This is a genomic window from Shewanella aegiceratis (genome assembly GCF_019457495.1).
Taxonomy (GTDB): Bacteria; Pseudomonadota; Gammaproteobacteria; order Enterobacterales; family Shewanellaceae; genus Shewanella; species Shewanella loihica.
Map to the genome: position 1 here is coordinate 1,950,549 of NZ_CP080416.1, position 15,893 is coordinate 1,966,441.

General features: G+C 53.1%; 19 protein-coding genes and 1 riboswitch. Of the genes, 16 read left to right on the forward strand and 3 right to left on the reverse strand.

Features of this window, described 5'->3' with window-relative positions:
* Positions 1 to 208: 208 nt before the first annotated feature.
* The 10 genes from hinT (at position 209) to K0H80_RS08835 (ending at position 8,096) form a co-directional block, all read left to right on the forward strand.
* Positions 209 to 559 carry a purine nucleoside phosphoramidase gene (gene hinT / locus K0H80_RS08790; protein WP_011865530.1) on the forward strand — a complete coding sequence of 117 codons (351 nt, stop codon included), beginning with the start codon at positions 209 to 211 and terminating at the stop codon, positions 557 to 559.
* Positions 560 to 589: 30 nt separating this feature from the next.
* Positions 590 to 1,087: a PaaI family thioesterase gene (locus tag K0H80_RS08795; protein WP_011865531.1), complete on the forward strand. Its 498-nt coding sequence runs from the start codon at positions 590 to 592 to the stop codon at positions 1,085 to 1,087.
* Entirely contained in the window at positions 1,084 to 1,548 is a 465-nt protein-coding gene (locus tag K0H80_RS08800; protein WP_011865532.1) for a PaaI family thioesterase, read from the forward strand. Before K0H80_RS08795 ends, K0H80_RS08800 begins: the two co-directional genes overlap by 4 nt.
* Positions 1,549 to 1,578: 30 nt before the next feature.
* A complete protein-coding gene (locus tag K0H80_RS08805; RefSeq protein WP_220073732.1) occupies positions 1,579 to 1,968 on the forward strand; it encodes a YcfL family putative periplasmic lipoprotein in 390 nt (129 codons plus the stop codon).
* Positions 1,969 to 2,096: 128 nt separating this feature from the next.
* Positions 2,097 to 2,217, forward strand: a riboswitch (TPP riboswitch).
* A gap of 72 nt (positions 2,218 to 2,289) precedes the next feature.
* Positions 2,290 to 4,431 (forward strand): TonB-dependent receptor, encoded by a 2,142-nt coding sequence (locus tag K0H80_RS08810; RefSeq protein ID WP_220073733.1) that lies wholly within the window; start codon positions 2,290 to 2,292, stop codon positions 4,429 to 4,431.
* Positions 4,432 to 4,495: 64 nt separating this feature from the next.
* Positions 4,496 to 4,756, forward strand: coding sequence for a YkoF family thiamine/hydroxymethylpyrimidine-binding protein (locus tag K0H80_RS08815; protein WP_220073734.1), 261 nt, complete (start codon positions 4,496 to 4,498; stop codon positions 4,754 to 4,756).
* Between the two features lie 36 nt (positions 4,757 to 4,792).
* On the forward strand, positions 4,793 to 5,440 hold the full coding sequence (pnuC, locus tag K0H80_RS08820; RefSeq protein WP_144198952.1) for a nicotinamide riboside transporter PnuC: 648 nt from the start codon (positions 4,793 to 4,795) through the stop codon (positions 5,438 to 5,440).
* A 39-nt stretch (positions 5,441 to 5,479) separates the two neighbouring features.
* Complete coding sequence (locus tag K0H80_RS08825) at positions 5,480 to 6,619, forward strand: phosphotransferase (RefSeq protein ID WP_220073735.1); 1,140 nt, start codon at positions 5,480 to 5,482, stop codon at positions 6,617 to 6,619.
* Between the two features lie 242 nt (positions 6,620 to 6,861).
* Positions 6,862 to 7,452, forward strand: coding sequence for an HvfX family Cu-binding RiPP maturation protein (locus K0H80_RS08830; RefSeq protein WP_011865538.1), 591 nt, complete (start codon positions 6,862 to 6,864; stop codon positions 7,450 to 7,452).
* Positions 7,453 to 7,547: 95 nt separating this feature from the next.
* Positions 7,548 to 8,096, forward strand: coding sequence for an NAD(P)H nitroreductase (locus tag K0H80_RS08835; protein WP_220073736.1), 549 nt, complete (start codon positions 7,548 to 7,550; stop codon positions 8,094 to 8,096).
* A 246-nt stretch (positions 8,097 to 8,342) separates the two neighbouring features.
* Here the strand turns inward: K0H80_RS08835 and K0H80_RS08840 are convergent, their stop codons facing one another.
* Both K0H80_RS08840 and K0H80_RS08845 read right to left on the reverse strand, forming a co-directional pair.
* Entirely contained in the window at positions 8,343 to 9,074 is a 732-nt protein-coding gene (locus K0H80_RS08840; protein ID WP_220073737.1) for an oxygen-binding di-iron domain-containing protein, read from the reverse strand.
* 40 nt (positions 9,075 to 9,114) lie between these two features.
* Positions 9,115 to 9,732 (reverse strand): chemotaxis protein, encoded by a 618-nt coding sequence (locus tag K0H80_RS08845; protein WP_220073738.1) that lies wholly within the window; start codon positions 9,730 to 9,732, stop codon positions 9,115 to 9,117.
* A 76-nt stretch (positions 9,733 to 9,808) separates the two neighbouring features.
* Here K0H80_RS08845 and K0H80_RS08850 point away from each other — a divergent pair, with 76 nt between their 5' ends.
* The 5 genes from K0H80_RS08850 to K0H80_RS08870 all read left to right on the forward strand — a co-directional run bounded on the left by K0H80_RS08850 (position 9,809) and on the right by K0H80_RS08870 (position 12,629).
* Entirely contained in the window at positions 9,809 to 10,312 is a 504-nt protein-coding gene (locus K0H80_RS08850; RefSeq protein WP_220058358.1) for a GNAT family N-acetyltransferase, read from the forward strand.
* A 261-nt stretch (positions 10,313 to 10,573) separates the two neighbouring features.
* Entirely contained in the window at positions 10,574 to 11,179 is a 606-nt protein-coding gene (locus K0H80_RS08855; RefSeq protein WP_011865543.1) for a GNAT family N-acetyltransferase, read from the forward strand.
* Positions 11,180 to 11,205: 26 nt separating this feature from the next.
* Complete coding sequence (locus K0H80_RS08860) at positions 11,206 to 11,658, forward strand: GNAT family N-acetyltransferase (RefSeq protein ID WP_011865544.1); 453 nt, start codon at positions 11,206 to 11,208, stop codon at positions 11,656 to 11,658.
* Positions 11,659 to 11,705: 47 nt separating this feature from the next.
* Positions 11,706 to 12,104, forward strand: coding sequence for a hypothetical protein (locus K0H80_RS08865; RefSeq protein WP_011865545.1), 399 nt, complete (start codon positions 11,706 to 11,708; stop codon positions 12,102 to 12,104).
* 135 nt (positions 12,105 to 12,239) lie between these two features.
* Positions 12,240 to 12,629 carry a hypothetical protein gene (locus tag K0H80_RS08870; RefSeq protein WP_220058355.1) on the forward strand — a complete coding sequence of 130 codons (390 nt, stop codon included), beginning with the start codon at positions 12,240 to 12,242 and terminating at the stop codon, positions 12,627 to 12,629.
* 295 nt (positions 12,630 to 12,924) lie between these two features.
* Here the strand turns inward: K0H80_RS08870 and K0H80_RS08875 are convergent, their stop codons facing one another.
* Positions 12,925 to 13,161 (reverse strand): hypothetical protein, encoded by a 237-nt coding sequence (locus K0H80_RS08875; protein ID WP_220073739.1) that lies wholly within the window; start codon positions 13,159 to 13,161, stop codon positions 12,925 to 12,927.
* 783 nt (positions 13,162 to 13,944) lie between these two features.
* On the opposite strand from K0H80_RS08875, the gene K0H80_RS08880 reads away from it, so the two are divergent.
* On the forward strand, positions 13,945 to 15,447 hold the full coding sequence (locus K0H80_RS08880; protein WP_220073740.1) for a hypothetical protein: 1,503 nt from the start codon (positions 13,945 to 13,947) through the stop codon (positions 15,445 to 15,447).
* The last annotated feature ends 446 nt before the right edge of the window (positions 15,448 to 15,893 follow it).

Consider the following 15,893-nt stretch of genomic DNA (forward strand, 5'->3'; position numbering starts at 1 on the left):
AATTACGCTGCCTACTCTCATTGCGCCCACTTTTCATAGTGCCCACTTGTCATAGGGCCCACTTGGTTATTCAGGTGGGCTCTTTCATTCTCTGAGCTAAAAATTCATCACTCGTTGATTGAGTTAACTCCTTTATTTATATGATGGATCACAAACAGCTTATTTGTGAGTATACTGACAGGATTAACGTCATATCGAGGATAGTGCAATGGCCGAAGAGACCATTTTCAGTAAAATTATTAGACGCGAAATTCCCGCCGATATTCTGTATCAAGATGAACTGGTCACCGCCTTTCGTGACATTCAGCCGAAGGCGCCAACCCATATTCTGATCATCCCCAATCATCTGATCCCGACGGTTAACGATGTCAAGGCATCGGACGAGAAGGCCTTGGGCCGCATGATGACGGTAGCGGCCAAGCTGGCCGATGAAGCAGGCATCGCTGAGGATGGGTATCGTCTCATCATGAACTGCAATAAGCATGGTGGTCAGGAAGTCTTCCATATCCATATGCACCTGTTAGGCGGTGATTTCCTGGGGCCGCTAGTGTCGCGTTAATCCCAGACGATTCTTGGACTGTGTAGAGTAATGAAGACAAACCCTGATTTTTTCCCGCTGACAGACTTGGCGACTCGCTTCGTCGGTCAGCTAGTGCAGTGTCGCCGACTTGGGCTCAGTGTGCTCGAAGCCAGCGAGCAGCATGTGCTGATCGAGCTGCCCTATAGCAGTGAGCTTATCGGTTATCCAGACACAGGCGTGATACATGGCGGGGTGATCACCACCCTGATGGACACCGCCTGCGGCACAGCCGTGGTCTGCAACATCTTCGATAAGTACAAGTCACTTGAGTTATCGCCGACGCTGGATCTGCGGGTAGACTACATGAAACCCGCCGAGCCCAACAAGAGCGTCTATGGCTTTGCCGAGTGTTACAAGCTCTCCTCGAGCGTGGCCTTTACCCGTGCCATCGCCTATCAGGATTCTATCGACGATCCTATCGCCCATGCGGTGGGCTCTTTCATGCGTATCAGCCCCGAGATGGTGGGCGACGCCTTCAGACAGGCCTTGATGGGAGAGGGGAAATGACTATGGTCACACCAGAAGCCAATCAGGCATTAAACGTTAAAGATATCGTTAAGAAGGCGACAGAACTCAACGATTTCGGTCACCTGTTGGCGCATGTACCTTATGCTAAGTTTATCGGCATGCAGGTGGCGCGCTTCGGTGACGAGCTGGTGTTTCAGTTGCCTAAGAAAGATGAAAATATCGGTAATCCAACCCTGCCGGCCATTCATGGCGGGGTGATCGCCGGTTTTATGGAGATGTCGGCGATCGTGCAGCTGATGGTATTTATGCAGACCACTAAGGTGCCAAAAATCGTCGATTTCTCAATCGATTACCTGAGGGCGGGCCATCACAGAGATAGCTTTGCCGAGTGTAAGATCACCCGTCAGGGACGCCGTGTGGCGAACGTAAACATCAACTGCTGGCAAACCAACCGTAAGGCCTTGATTGCCACCGCCCGCGCTCATTTTCTGATTGAATAGACATTAAGGTGTAGCGTAAGGAGAATAGTGATGAACAAAGGATTAGTGTTAGCTTGCTTGTTGCTGGGACTGAGCGCCTGTGCGCCGCATACCGGCGGCATCATGACCAGCTCCACCGGTGAGGTGCGGGTCGATAACGGCTCCTTCCACTCAGACGTGGATGTCAGCGCGGTGACCACTCAAGCCGAGGCGGGTTTCTTGAGAGCACGAGGCACCATCATCAGTAAGTCGCCAAAGGATCAGCGCCTGCAATATAAGTTCACCTGGTACGATATCAATGGCGCGACGGTAGAGGATGAGGGGGTGAGTTGGAAGTCCCTTAAGCTTCATGGCAAGCAGCAGATGCAGGTGACGGCGCTGTCCCCCAATGCCACTGCAGTGCGTTGTGAACTCTATGTGCGCGAGGCCATTTCCAATTAAAAATCGCTTTCAGGAATGAGTCGAGCGAATGATTTGATGAAAACGTCAGCAATGCTGGCGTTTTTTTATGGATCACGCGCAAATATTGCGTTAAATATGTCAACTCTTTGTATGAGTCATGTATAATCGGCCTCGCCAAGGGGTGTTAACGCCAAGCCATAGCTTAGCGATTGACTGAGATGTCCGCGGGACGAACCCTTAGAACCTGATCCGGCTAATACCGGCGTAGGAATGGGCCACATCACTAGATTTAACACAATCTGTCTGTGCATTCTTTCTCGCTTTCTTAAGTGCCGGATCTCAATATTGATTTGAGGTCCTATGTTTACATTAAAATCTTATTCACCCATCGCCCTTGCCGTCACGGCGGCGTTAACTCATACCAGCCTGATGGCGAGCGATACGCCGCCAGCCAACGACGAGATGGAAGTGATAGTCGTCACCTCCGATTTTCGCCAGTCTAGCCTAGACAAGATGCCCTCTAGCATCAGCGTCATAGATCAACAACAGATCGAAGACGAGGGCGCCCAGCACTTTGAAGACGTACTCAACGGCATCGCCAACTTCAACTGGTCTGGCGGCAGCTCACGGGCGAAATATTTCCAGATCCGCGGTGTGGGCGAGCAGGAGGAGTATCAGGGCGCACCTAACTCTTCGGTTGGCTACATCATAGACGACATCGACATGTCGGGCCTTGGGATGATCTCCAGCATGTATGATCTGCAGCAGGTCGAGGTGCTTCGCGGTCCACAGGGCACGCGTTATGGCGCCAACGCCTTAGCCGGTCTTATCTACCTTAAGAGTAACGATCCTACCTCGGTATTCGAGCATGGCGCCGAGCTGCAACTGGGTGACGATAACCTGCGCACCTATAGCGGCTTCAGCTCAGGTCCATTAAGCGATTCGGGCAAGCTCTTGTATCGCGTGTCGCTGCAGCAACATGAGCAGAACGGCTATCGCGACAACCTTTACCTGGGCCGTGACGACACCAACGGCAGAGATGAATTTACCGGTCGCATCAAGCTGCGCTGGTATGCCACTGACGATCTGGTGGCCGATCTCAGCCTGATGCACGCCGACTTTAACAACGGCTACGATGCCTGGACATTGGACAACAACGGTTTCGATACCCTCACAGATGAGCCGGGTGTCGACAAGCAGCGCACCACGGGTGGCTCGCTTAAGTTGACTTACTCAGGCGCCGACAGCTTCGAGCTGGTCTCACTAAGCTCAATGGCTCAGAGTGATACTCACCACGGCTACGACGGTGACTGGGCCAACCCTGAGTTTTGGGCGGCCCGCAGCTGCGAGGGTGAACCTTGCCAATACGACTACACCTGGAACAAGCTGGGTGACAGAACCACGCTGTCTCAGGAGTTTCGTCTGAGCTCCACCGAGGCGGGACGTATCTTCGATGGCAGCACCGATTGGTTGGTGGGCGTCTATGGTCTGAGACTCACCGAAGACAACGACACTCTCGAAGTTTATAACGGCTGGGAAGACAGACTCTTGGCCGAATATGAAGCGACTAACTTGGCAGTTTTCGCCCAGTTAGACAGCGACTTAGGCAATGGCTACGCGTTGTCAGTGGGTGCCCGTCTGGAGCGCCGCGAGAGCGACTACAGCGACTCGGATAAAGATGCCTTCGATCCCTCTGAGAACATGTGGGGCGGTCATATCGCACTGAGCAAGACACTCAGTCCAGGTCAACAGGCCTATGCCCGTATCGCCCGTGGCTATAAGGCGGGTGGCTTTAATATGTCATTGCCGACTTCCCTGAGCGATAAAAAGGAGTTCCAGGCCGAGACTCTGTACAACTATGAGCTGGGCCTCAAGTCAGAGTGGCTAGATGGCGACGCGACCACTCACTTCTCGCTGTTTTACATGGACAGACGCGATCAGCAGGTCTCTGCCTCGCAGCAAAATCCGGACGAGCCACAGAAGTTTATCCTCTACATCGAAAATGCCGGTAGCTCACACAACTATGGCGCCGAGCTGGAAGCTAACTGGTATGCCACTGATAATCTTAAGTTATACGGCACGCTTGGCTGGCTAGAGACCGCCTACGGCGATTACGCCTATCAGGATAAGTACGGTGGGTTGGTGGATCTCACTGGCCGCGAACTGGCTCACTCACCTAATCTTACCTATAGCGCGGGCGCGACTTATCGCAGCGATCTGGGCTGGTTTGCCAACCTAACTACCAGTGGCAAGAGCGAGTTCTACTACTCAGACAGCAACGACTCTAAGTCAGAGCCCTATACTATCTTCAATGCCCGTGTCGGCTACGAGACAGAGACCTGGTCGGCTTATCTCTGGGGGCGCAACCTGTTTGATGAGAAGTATGGCGTGCGCGGCTTCTATTTCGGTAACGAGCCGGATAACGGCTGGGCCGATAAGCAATATATCCGCTACGGCGATCCTCGCCAGTTAGGTGTCACTGTCAACGTCAAGTTTATGTAATTGGCGCTTTGCTGTTGCTAATCGTTGTAGGGGCGGGCAGGACTCGCCCCCTTAAGGAGTGAAGATGAAATTAACCGCTGAAATCAGCATGTATCCCCTGAAGGATAGCTATATCGATCCCATCAAGTGGTTCATCGGCCGGGTTGACACTTACACCAATATCGAGCGCCGCACCAATGCCATGGCCACTCAGGTGTGTGGCGAATATGGCGAGGTGATGCAGATGTTGGCCACCGAGATGGAAGCCGCTCACGAGAAGTGGGGCAAGGCGGTCTTCGTTGTCAAGTTTATCGGTGGCGAGCTGGACCTGTCCCATCAGGAATAGGGCCTTAAGGCGCAAAAAGGGAGCAACACACATCCTATGATAGATTTCTGGTCCGCATTGGTTAGCACCTTGACTCAGGCCTTCGAACAGGCCAATGCGATGACGGCGTGGGAGGCGGTTGCCGTGGTCTTGGCTTTGGCCTATCTGGCGCTGGCGATGCGCGGCAACATCTGGTGCTGGGCGGCAGCCTTTGTCAGCACCGCCATCTACACTTTGCTGTTTTGGGAGGTCTCCCTGCTGATGGAGTCGCTCCTCAACGTCTACTACATGGCGATGGCTGGCTACGGTTTCTGGCTGTGGCGCTATGGCGGCGGTGAAGATCACGGGGTCGAGGTGGTCAGCTGGTCGCTTGGACGGCATCTCTACCTGATCGTCGCGACAACCGTGGTTTCCCTGGTGGTCGGCCATTTGATGGCGACCCACACTCAGGCATCGTACCCCTATCTCGATGCGGCAACCAGCTGCTTTGCGGTGATGACCACCTATCTGGTGGCGCGCAAGGTGCTGGAGAACTGGCTCTACTGGGTGGTTATCGATTTTGTCTCCATCTACCTCTATCTCAACAAGGGACTGATGCTCACCTCTATGCTGTTCATCTTGTATGTAGGCATGGCGATAGGGGGTTATTTCCTATGGCGCACCAGCATGCAGCAGCCGAGTCAGGGCGACTACTCCTATGACTAGGGCGAGTCTTGCCGTACTGTTCGTCGAGGCTGAGATCTGATGTCGGCTGACGGTAGTGCTGACGCGAATAGCACCTTGCTAGCGCGCCTGAGCGTTAGCCTTCACGAACAAGTTAAGGTGCAGCTCTCTGAGCTTGGCTGTCCACTGAATGAGAGCACACAGATACATGTGCTCTCGCGGGGACTGAGCAACCAAAACTATCATCTAAGCTGCGATAACCAGCAGCTGGTGTTGCGGATCAACAGTCAGGCCAGCAGCCAGATCAGCGCCCGCGACCATGAGGTGGCGAATTGGCGCCTGGCAGAAGAGCAAGGCCTCGCGCCAGCGCTCTTGTATGTGGCGCAGGGCAATAGTGTCTATCTTAGCCGTTTCATCGACACAGGCGAAGATTGGAGCCGTTTGATGACGGCCAACCCCCCCCATCCGCTGCAGGATGAGTGCGTCACCCGGCCGGATGCCGAGGTGTTGCTGCTTGATTTGCTCAAGGGGCTAGCTCAATTGCCGTTGCCCAATAATCCCATCTCGGTGACAGAGCAGTGTCAGCGCTACATTGGCCAGCTAGAGATGATTGCCGAAAGCCTAGATGCGGCTAGCACAGATAAAGCCAGCCTTGATGCAGCAGGGAGCAGTGATCTGCCCATCACCTATCTCGAGCCTTGGAAGACGCGATGGCAAGCGCTTAAGGCGCACCAGGTGCGGGTCGATGTCGTGCTCGAGCAGCTTAATGCCTGTGAGTTAGCGCCACAGTATAGCCATAGGGATCTCAACCCCCACAACCTTCTGATGAGCCAGGGGAAGCTCTGGTGTATCGATTATGAATACGCCTGTAGCTCGCATCCCTTGGTGGATCTCGCCAGCGTGCTGGCAACCCACAGGCTCTCTAGTGAGCAGCGCCACAGGCTGATCCTCGGCTACCTGAATGGCCATCCTAAGCTTAACGACAAGGCGCTTTCGGCCATCCCCAGCGCTTTAGCACTCTATTGGTACTTCGCCGCCTGCTGGGCACTGCTGATGGCAAGTCAGGGTGAGGGCATATTGAATCAGACTGTGCAGAAGACAGTGCAGCAGTCGGTGGAGAAGACAGTGCCGCAGAAGCAGGGCGAGTCAGATGCCAGCCTGCCACACAGCGTGAGCGACTACCTGCAATGTTTTGATGATTTCATGGTGCTGGTCGGCTAACGCGTATTTTGTCGTTCTACTCTGTTTCCGAGTCTGTTAACCCGTCAGGGTTAACGCAAGATTCTTATCACGCTATCTCTCCTCGTTTATTTTAAGTCGCCAGTCTCGTTTCGCTTGTCTCATCTCGCCTGTCTCATCTCGTTCAGGACATAGTTTTTTTTACCTTTGTTGCTCCTTGCTGAAATTTAAATGATTAGCTAAGGGTCTATTAGGTAATGACAAAATAATGAGAGAGTGAGGTTATGCAGAAACTGTACGCTAAATTTACCCAGGGGATCGCCCAGCTCGACGGCGTCGCCGCCTTGGCACTTAGGCTCTACCTGGCGCCCGTGCTGATGCAGGCAGGATACAACAAGCTGTCGCACTTTAGCGACACGGCGGCCTGGTTTGGTAACGCCGAGTGGGGCCTGGGCTTGCCCATGCCCGAGGTGATGGTGGCCCTGGCGGCCGGCAGCGAGTTTGTTGGTGGCTTCTTGCTAATTCTGGGCTTGGCCACCCGGTTGATCTCCATCCCTTTGATGGTCACCATGGCGGTGGCGGCCTTTAGCGTGCATTGGAAAAATGGCTGGTTGGCTATCGCCGATCCCAGCTCTTGGCTGGCCAACGAGCAGGTGATGGCCTCGGCGGAGAAGCTCGCAGCGGCTAAATCTTTGCTACAAGAACATGGTCACTATGAGTGGCTGACCTCCTCGGGTAACTTTGTGATCCTTAACAACGGCATCGAGTTTGCCGTTACCTATCTGTTTATGCTGTTTGCCTTGTTGATCATCGGTGGCGGACGTTACACCAGTCTGGATTATTGGATCGCCCGCAAGTATCAGCCCAAGGCTTAACCCGGCGTCATCAAGTGTAAATCCCACTGTTTCAGTGGGATTTTTTTTGCCAATTTGTTACCCTCGAGGTCGGTATTAATGACAGGATAATCTTTGTGGATGCGATCGAACTTCTGTTGACACGGCAGTCTTGCCCCAGACTAGTCGCCCCGGCGCCCGATGCGGCGCAGCTTACACAGATCTTAAACGCCGCGGTGCGAGTGCCGGACCATGCAGGTCTCACCCCGTGGGAATTTATCGTCGCCGAGGGCGATGGCCTAACGCGCCTGGCTGACCATTTTGTAGAGGCGATGGAAAAGGAGGGTGGCGATGAGGCAGCGGTCGCTAAGGCGGCCAACATGCCGATGCGCGCCCCCATGGTAGTCACTGTAGTGGCCAAGGTAACCGAGCATCCTAAGGTGCCGGTACTGGAGCAACATATCGCTGCGGGCTGCGCCTGTATGGCGATGCAGCAGGCCGCCTTTGCCCTGGGACTGGGCGGCATCTGGCGCACCGGCCCCTTGGCCTTTAATCGTCATCTGCATCAGGCCTTGGGTCTGGGCGAGCAAGATCAGATAGTGGGCTTCCTCTATCTGGGCACGCCAGCGGTGAAGGCCCCGTTAAAGCCGCAGAAATCGGCCGACTCTGCGGTGCGTTACCTCTAATACGGCGAGAATGTGAAGCCAGGTGCCATAGCTTCGACTTTGGTCGGGTTTACAGGGCAGTAAAAACTGGCAAAGTTAAGGGGAGCCTGCATCCTACCTATGCAAGGTTTTCACCCTAAGTGATTGTGTTGCCCGCTTGCTGCGGGCATTTTTTTGTCTGCCGGAAGAGGGGAGCTAGATGTTGCCGCTAGCCCCATTCTGAATGCCTTCTCTACACTCTTATCCTACTCTTGCCTATATTCTTATTTATACCCCCACACCCACATTAAGGGCCTCGAACCAGTCGAGGAACTGCTTTACCTGGGGACCGCGGAAGATCCTGCCGTGCTGAGGGCAGAGGTATTGAATATCCAGCTTGCGTACCCGCTTTATCCAATCATTCTTGGCACGGTTTGATGGCATCCACCTCTGATGAAAGTACGCCATCTTGGCGCAGTGTTGCTCGAAATCGTCCACATAGATATCGGCCTGGGGATCCTCCAGCGCCGCACCGATATCGCCGCTCATCAAGACCTTAGTCACAGGGTCATACACATGAAAGTTACCCGAGGCATGCAGGTAGTGAGCGGGAATAAACTGCAGCTCAACTTGATCTAGGCTCACGCTGCCGCCATTGTCGGCGATGGGCTCGTAGCTGATGTTATTCATGCCGAAATGGCGGATGAACCCTTCCCATAGCCAGGGAGAGTAGAGCTTGGCCTTGGGCAGGGTTTGATCCCACAGGCCGAGGGAGGAGATGATGTCCGGATCTTGGTGGGAGGCAAACAGATGGGTCAGCTGGCTCAGGGGGATATGCTTGACGATATTGGCCAGCATGGCCGCAAACAGCTCTATGCCGCCGGGATCCATCAACAGGGCGTGATGGCTACTCACCACCATGTATTGGTTGGTGTCGATGATCTTATCGGGTTTTTCGGGGTCGCGACCGAAGTAGAGCCATTTGTGGGTAGGGGTTTCGATGATCAGCTCACTCTTCATGGTGCGATTCCTTGTCGTTAGCTTTTCGGTAAAAGGGGGATCAGGGGGCTGTGTTGCCAAACAGGGTAATGGCATGGTCGACCCGGCGTCGGATCAACTGGGCCACATCATCCACCCGGTTGGCCACGTCGTTAAATATGGTCTGGTTGGCGGTGTCGACCCGGCAGGCCTCGATGCGGCAGATGGAGGCCAGTATGTTGGCGGTGCGCAGGTTGCGTTTCAGCTCAAACAGCTGGTTTTCCATCTTGTCGATGAGACGATCAAACTCCTGCTGTAACTTGCTGTGATGGGTCTGAGTCGCGGCGACGGCCGGGTTGATGGTGTCGCCATAGGGCGCGCCATTGGCCTTGAGTTTCGCCTGCTGAAAATGATTTAGAGCAACCGCCGCCCGGGCTGTCTCTGTGGCGAGTCGACTGGCCTGGTGGGCCAGTTGATTGATGTCGGTGGCCGCCTTCATGGTGTAGGAGGCCAGATCGTCGATGAAGCCGGTTAGCGCCTTGAAACCGAGCGCCGCATTGCCCACCCGCGCCGAAGCTGCCTGGGCATTGCTGGCGGTGAGATTTATCTGTTTGCAGTAGCTAAGTGTCTGATTGAGCTCGGCGGCGACCACTGCCGCAATGACATGATATTGACTGATTTTCGGCGCGTGTTGTGTCATTAGAACCACTTCCTATGTAGAACCAATCACAGTATAGTCGAGATCACCCAATGCGAAAGTAACCTAGGAGAATGAATTGCTTACCCTAGAAACAGAGCGTCTTGTCTTACGTGAAATGACAGTAAAAGACGCCCCCTTTATGCTGACCCTGCTCAACAGTCAGGGCTTTCTCGACAACATAGGCGATCGCGGCGTGCGCACCCTGGCGCAGGCGGAAAACCACCTCATCGAAGGGCCGATCAACAGCTATCAGGAACATGGTTATGGCATGTATTGCATCGAGCTCAGGCAAAGTGGCGAGCCCGTCGGCGTGGCCGGCCTGGTGAACCGCGAGCAGCTGCCCGGTATCGACCTTGGCTATGCCCTGTTGCCGGAATTTTTAGGTAAAGGTTATGCGGTCGAGGCCAGCCGCGCCGTGTTAGCCCATGCTAAGGCGCTCAGGCTAAGCAGCCTGCTGGCCATAGTGAAAGAACGCAATGGTCCCTCCAGGGCGCTGCTTGAGAAGCTCGGCTTCGAGTGTCAGGAGCTAATCGCCTGGGGCGAGGGTGACGAAGTATTACTTTACAAGATAACACTTTAATTAAATTGGCTATTTTGTTAGCGTGTGTATTAGCAATCTCGTGATCTAGCTTGTAAACAAACTTAGAAACTATCTGGTCGCAGTCTTGTAAAAGCAGTCTTGTAAAAAGCAGTCTTGTAAAAAGCAGTCTTGTAAAAAGCAGCCTTGTAAAAAGCAGTCTTGTAAAAAGGTCATCGCGAGTAAACAAGGCCGCAGGCTAGACAGGCAATTTCATCTATCGGTCATATGGCTTTGTTATAACAAACCCATTGGAGCATCAACATGAGTCAGGACGCATTGAGAGGCTGTTTAAGTGGTGAGCGTGTGGTGTTAGAGCCGCTGCAGGAAGAGCATATTCCCGCCTTGTCCATCGCGGTAAGCGACGGCGAGCTGTGGAACCTCTGGTACACCTCGGCGCCCCATCCCGATGAGATGAAGACCTATGTCGAGCAGGCTCTGGCCAGCGAGCAGCGCGGTGAGGCCTTGGCCTTTGCTGTCAGAGACAGACACTCAGGGGAGATTGTCGGCTGTACCCGCCTGATGTCATGGGATCAGACCCACAGACGCATCGAGATAGGCCATACCTGGTATGCCAAGAGCGCCCAGCGCACCGGGGTCAACAGCGAGTGTAAACTCCTGCTGCTCACCTACGCCTTCGAGACCTTAGATGTGATTGCGGTGGAATTTCGTACCCACTGGCACAATCAGCGCTCCCGCGAGGCGATCACCCGCCTGGGCGCCAAGCAAGATGGCGTGTTGCGCAATCACCGCATTTTGAAAGACGGCACCATCAGGGACACTGTGGTCTACTCCATCATCGCCTCAGAGTGGCCAAGCGTGAAGCAAAACCTTAAGTTTCGAATGCGTCAGTATCTAGAAAACCAATAAATTAACCAAAATATCAGGGAGGATAAATGTCGGGAGAATTACGCAGGGCAAGTTTGGAAGATGCGGCCGTTGTCGCGGGTCTGTTTAACGAATATCGTCAGTTCTATGGTCAGGCGAGCGATATCGACCTGGCCAACAAGTTTATCAATGCCAGACTGGCGCGCAAGGATGCGGTGATCTTCTTGATGTTAGATGCTCAGGGCAATGGCCTGGGCTTTTGTCAGCTCTATCCCAGTTTCAGCTCTATCCATGCCCGCGCTAACCTAATCCTGAGCGACCTCTATGTCACCCAGCATGCCCGCTGTGTCGGGGTGGGGCGGCGATTGATGACGACCGCCATCGATTATGCCAAGGCCAAGGGGATCGCCTCGATCTTTCTCGAAACCCATAAAGATAACCATCAGGCCCAGGCCCTGTATGAGTCGCTCGGCTTCCAGCTGGAGCAAGAATTTTTAGGCTATAACCTTGATATTCAGTGACATCTAAAGTAGAAATGGTTCAAACTCATTGCTCAAGGACAGTATTGATGCGCAAGACTCTCACACTTTCGCTATTCGCCCTCATGGCCAATAGCGCCGTTGCCGCCCCCTCAGAAGCCGAATTGGCATTTAACAAAGAGGTGCTGGAGTGCGCCGCCTATTACCAAATCGCCTCAGAGACCATTTCAGGCATGAATGCGCCGCAGATGAAGCCTGTGGGCGAAAGGCTTAAGCAGTCTGGCGAAGATGCCGTGACGCTGGCGAAGAAGTATCAGGATGCCGATAAGGTAGAGCAGCAACTAGCGGCAACCGTCGCCGAGCAGAAGGCCAGCCTGCCGAGCAACCACAACCTAGGTAGCCTGATGAACCGCTACAAGGGCCCTTGTCAGAAGCTGATGGCCAACCCGCAGGAGCGTCTGGACTACTGGATCATGGCGACCATGTAAGCGCCTCTGTCACAGACAAAATTTCAAGAAAAGAGTGCGCTGGCGCACTCTTTTTCGATCATGCATGAAACAGGGAATCGACTAGACTGGTCTAGATAAGGGTGATCTTTACTCGCCCGTTTTCATGGAGACTCGATGAACATCTATTTTCTCATCGCCGGCATCATCGCCATCTTGACCTGCGTCGGCCATTTTACCCTGGGGAAAAAACGTTTCTTAACCCCTATGCTTGAGGCGGATTTCGACCCCATCGCCAAATCTGTCATGCACTGCGTGTTTCACTACATCTCGGTATTTCTGGTGCTCTCGGCGCTGGTGCTTCTTGCCTGTTCCTTCTCCATGGTCTCAAACATGCAAAGCTATGGCCTGCTGCTGTTTATCGCGCTGAACTTCGTGCTGTTTGCGGTCTGGCAGATCTACATAGGATACTTTGCCGAGATAAAGGGCGCATTTCGCTCCCTGTTTCAGTGGATCTTCTTCGCCCTAGTGAGCGCCTTTACCCTGGCAGGAATTTTTCTGGGCTAATTCCGATAGTGCATCTGGGAGAGTGCTAAGGTTTAGAATTAGAGTTTAGAGCTAAGGTTTAGAGCTAAGGTTTAAAACTTAGATTTAGAACTAGGGTTTAGAACTGGGCGTGGCGCTAACTATGATCTGGGCTATGAATCTGGCTTTTAATTCAAAAGCAGACATCTTGGGGTGACTCTGGCATGAGCCAAAGGGTGAAATAGTGTCATCCCAAGATGTAATGGCAAGGCGAAACTTAGTGCGTGTTAGGCTGAGGTTGTTCACCGGTTTGTCGCTTTAAGTTCTTCGCTTGAGTTTATTCGCCCAGTGGCTCACTCGGCTCATAGCAAGAGTTGCTGGCCTGACAATCAGTGGCCTGGCTGCTGAGATAGTTAGCGTTCAGTGGCGGCTCATCATTTTTAAAGCTGGCCCACTCGCTCTTGATGGTGGACAGCCAGCCATCTTCTTCCTCCGCACCCAAATAGTTGGATACGTCGACAAAGGTCAGCCAGAAGGCATAGGCCACGATGGAATAAATTGTAAAGCGGAACATGATTTTCACCCTGGTGTCACTAAATTAGAAACGCACTATACGCCGCTTTTTTTAGGAAATAAACTGTCAATGTTTTGCCGCTTTTCAGTGTATCACTATGCTGTGTAACCATTTGTATTTAATGGCTTAAGATTTATTAAGCGCTTGCTTATGTATGTAAAAATGACGCTGTCATTTTATTAGCAAAGGATCTATTTTTTGACTCTGTTTGAGTGGAAAGTGAGGGAGTTGGCATTGTTTTTGACTAGCGGTTTGAGGGTTGAGGTGGGGCTTGAGTTGGGGTTTGTTGGTGATTGATTAGTGAGCGATTTCGGCGCTCATTTTGTTAATTGTCAGTCCAGCGTATGCCTGCATTCGTATCTACATGGTGGAGTTGAAGGCCGTATCTTTCAATCAATAGCCTGGCCGGCGGGTGTTGTACATGGAAGCACTAATGTCCTGAACAGAGGGATGTGAACATAGGAATGCGAAAGAGCAGAAGTGTACATATGTTGCAATTTTGTTTTCATTGGCGGTGAATTCGTGGTATTCAGTTTGCCTGTGCACCAAGGTTACGCGGTCATCCTTGATGAAATCCAAGGAAAACTCTGTATTTCGCACATTTATTTTCAATCAAATTATTGACTTACACTGGGGCTTTTTAGTTAGTCGCACAAAAGGAACTTGGATTGACTCATTTTTTGGCAAAAAAAGGCCATTTGTGGAAATGGTCAAATCAATCCTTCCTTGCCGATGCTGAATCGTTACAACGCCCAGGAAAAAGGAAGATCAAGGGGAAACCGAATGTCTTTATCACCAGCTTTTTTAAGCCGGATCCATCGTCTGTACACAGGGTTGACGAATTTCGCCCATTCATCGAAACCAGCGTTCATAGTGCTGGCCTGCTCAATGGGCGCACTGCAGGGCTGTGACGGTAGTGAAAACGGTCCGACTGCGCGACTGACGGCAATGGAATCGTCTAACGTGCCCGGCCGAATGGAACTCGATGGTAGTTTTTCCGTTGCAGGCGGTGAGAGAAAACTGATTGCTCATACTTACACAGTAAAAAACCTGGATACGGGCGAAACCGTCTATGGGCCGGTTACCATTGATGGTGGGCCTAACCGGGGGCCGCTGAAAGTCCACCCCTACGCCGATACCGCCTCAACCAATGGTGTCAAAGACGTTTCGGGGAACTACCAGGCGACGCTCACCGTCATGGACGATGTGGGCCAGATGCACACAGCTGTGACAAATTTCGAACTGGGTGGAGCGGTTTCGTACGCTATCGAGGACTGCGATGCAACCTGTTCTCTTGCCCCCGGCAATTCAAACCAGGTGGTTTGCAGCCTAAATACCAGCTGTAATCAAGCGGTTTTCTGGACCAATATTGCAACCCAGGCAAGTCCCCTCAACAGCGCCATAGACGAGAATACAACCTTATGGATACAGGCAATCGGCGCCGGAGGAGGTAACGGCACTAACAATTCAGTAGGCGGCGGGTCGGGAGAAGGTGGCAAAGGAGGCTTTGCCCAGATGGTAACCACAGGCACCGAGTATGGAAATATTTTCGGAAATGCGATTTTCTACTACTACTTGGGGCAAGCGGGAAGTCACGATAGCAGCGGAGGGGCCGGAGGCGCTGCCACGATCGTGACAAGCTTTGAGCCGGACGGCTCCCTGCCGCACAACGAGATAGTTCTGATCGCCGGCGGCGGTGGTGGCGGCGGCGAGGGCAGCGCCTTCTACAGCGGTTCTATGCAAGGCGGCGGCGGTGGCAACGGCGGCTTCGCGTATTCAAGCCAGGTTGGCAAATCGGCAACCGGCGTAGGCGCAAACGCGTTTTACGATGGCCTGCCTTCTTTAGATGGGTCTTGGTTCACCAATACCAACGGCATGGGCGGGGGCGGAACCGATTGCACGGAAGGCGTGGCCTGCGGGGGCGATGGCCATAATGGCGGGTATCAGGGATTCGGCGGAGCGTCGGGAGGTTCGGGTTCCGAAGGATCAAAGGGCTGGATAAACGCTGGCCCCAATCTGGCGGTCAATGCCGGCAAAGGCGGCGAGGGCGGTAACCCGGCCACCTGCGGCGGTGGCGGCGGTGGCGGCGGCTATGGTGGCGGCGGCAGTGGTACCGTATATGGCACGGACGCTTCTGGTGGGGACGATTACCGATGCTATGGCGGGGGCGGTGGCGGTAGTTACGCGATGCCTTCAACCAGGACGGACAGCAAGGCCCCGACTTCCTATGGCGGAAACTCCGGAAACGGTGAAGTGCTTTTCATCTTCAACACCAATCCCTCATAGAAGGTGCCTGTTACGTACTTGGCTTGAAAAAACATCAAGACTAGCAAGTCGACTAAAGTCGTTTGAGTCATTTGTCAAAAACCAACTAATAAATAAAGTGTCGCGTAGCCGACACTTTATTTGGCTGCTTAATAAGCCCGTCGCTTTAATAGGTAAATTGCTCGGATGCCCACTATAGGAGATTTGAAGGTCGCACCTTCATTGCAATCTATCACCTACGGTGTGCTTATGTGCAGATACATCTGCTACACGCCGTAAATACTTCCTTGTAGGCTCGACGATGGCATCTGACCTACATGGATGTAGGAAATGCCAATAAATGTAGGGAACATTTTTGGCCCAGCCATCGACGTCCGCAGATGCATCTACACTCGGTATCTATCGTCTCTTCGATTTGGCTTTATCTGCTGCTCGCAGATACAAGTCACTATTTTTAAGAAAAAAAC

What these genes read in the sequence shown, in the direction of transcription:
- hinT (WP_011865530.1), top strand. Translation starts at nt 209, where the DNA reads ATGGCCGAAGAGACCATTTTCAGTAAAATTATTAGACGCGAAATTCCC.
- K0H80_RS08795 (WP_011865531.1), top strand. Translation starts at nt 590, where the DNA reads ATGAAGACAAACCCTGATTTTTTCCCGCTGACAGACTTGGCGACTCGC.
- K0H80_RS08800 (WP_011865532.1), top strand. Translation starts at nt 1,084, where the DNA reads ATGACTATGGTCACACCAGAAGCCAATCAGGCATTAAACGTTAAAGAT.
- K0H80_RS08805 (WP_220073732.1), top strand. Translation starts at nt 1,579, where the DNA reads ATGAACAAAGGATTAGTGTTAGCTTGCTTGTTGCTGGGACTGAGCGCC.
- K0H80_RS08810 (WP_220073733.1), top strand. Translation starts at nt 2,290, where the DNA reads ATGTTTACATTAAAATCTTATTCACCCATCGCCCTTGCCGTCACGGCG.
- K0H80_RS08815 (WP_220073734.1), top strand. Translation starts at nt 4,496, where the DNA reads ATGAAATTAACCGCTGAAATCAGCATGTATCCCCTGAAGGATAGCTAT.
- pnuC (WP_144198952.1), top strand. Translation starts at nt 4,793, where the DNA reads ATGATAGATTTCTGGTCCGCATTGGTTAGCACCTTGACTCAGGCCTTC.
- K0H80_RS08825 (WP_220073735.1), top strand. Translation starts at nt 5,480, where the DNA reads ATGTCGGCTGACGGTAGTGCTGACGCGAATAGCACCTTGCTAGCGCGC.
- K0H80_RS08830 (WP_011865538.1), top strand. Translation starts at nt 6,862, where the DNA reads ATGCAGAAACTGTACGCTAAATTTACCCAGGGGATCGCCCAGCTCGAC.
- K0H80_RS08840 (WP_220073737.1), bottom strand. Translation starts at nt 9,074, where the DNA reads ATGAAGAGTGAGCTGATCATCGAAACCCCTACCCACAAATGGCTCTAC.
- K0H80_RS08845 (WP_220073738.1), bottom strand. Translation starts at nt 9,732, where the DNA reads ATGACACAACACGCGCCGAAAATCAGTCAATATCATGTCATTGCGGCA.
- K0H80_RS08855 (WP_011865543.1), top strand. Translation starts at nt 10,574, where the DNA reads ATGAGTCAGGACGCATTGAGAGGCTGTTTAAGTGGTGAGCGTGTGGTG.
- K0H80_RS08860 (WP_011865544.1), top strand. Translation starts at nt 11,206, where the DNA reads ATGTCGGGAGAATTACGCAGGGCAAGTTTGGAAGATGCGGCCGTTGTC.
- K0H80_RS08865 (WP_011865545.1), top strand. Translation starts at nt 11,706, where the DNA reads ATGCGCAAGACTCTCACACTTTCGCTATTCGCCCTCATGGCCAATAGC.
- K0H80_RS08870 (WP_220058355.1), top strand. Translation starts at nt 12,240, where the DNA reads ATGAACATCTATTTTCTCATCGCCGGCATCATCGCCATCTTGACCTGC.
- K0H80_RS08875 (WP_220073739.1), bottom strand. Translation starts at nt 13,161, where the DNA reads ATGTTCCGCTTTACAATTTATTCCATCGTGGCCTATGCCTTCTGGCTG.
- K0H80_RS08880 (WP_220073740.1), top strand. Translation starts at nt 13,945, where the DNA reads ATGTCTTTATCACCAGCTTTTTTAAGCCGGATCCATCGTCTGTACACA.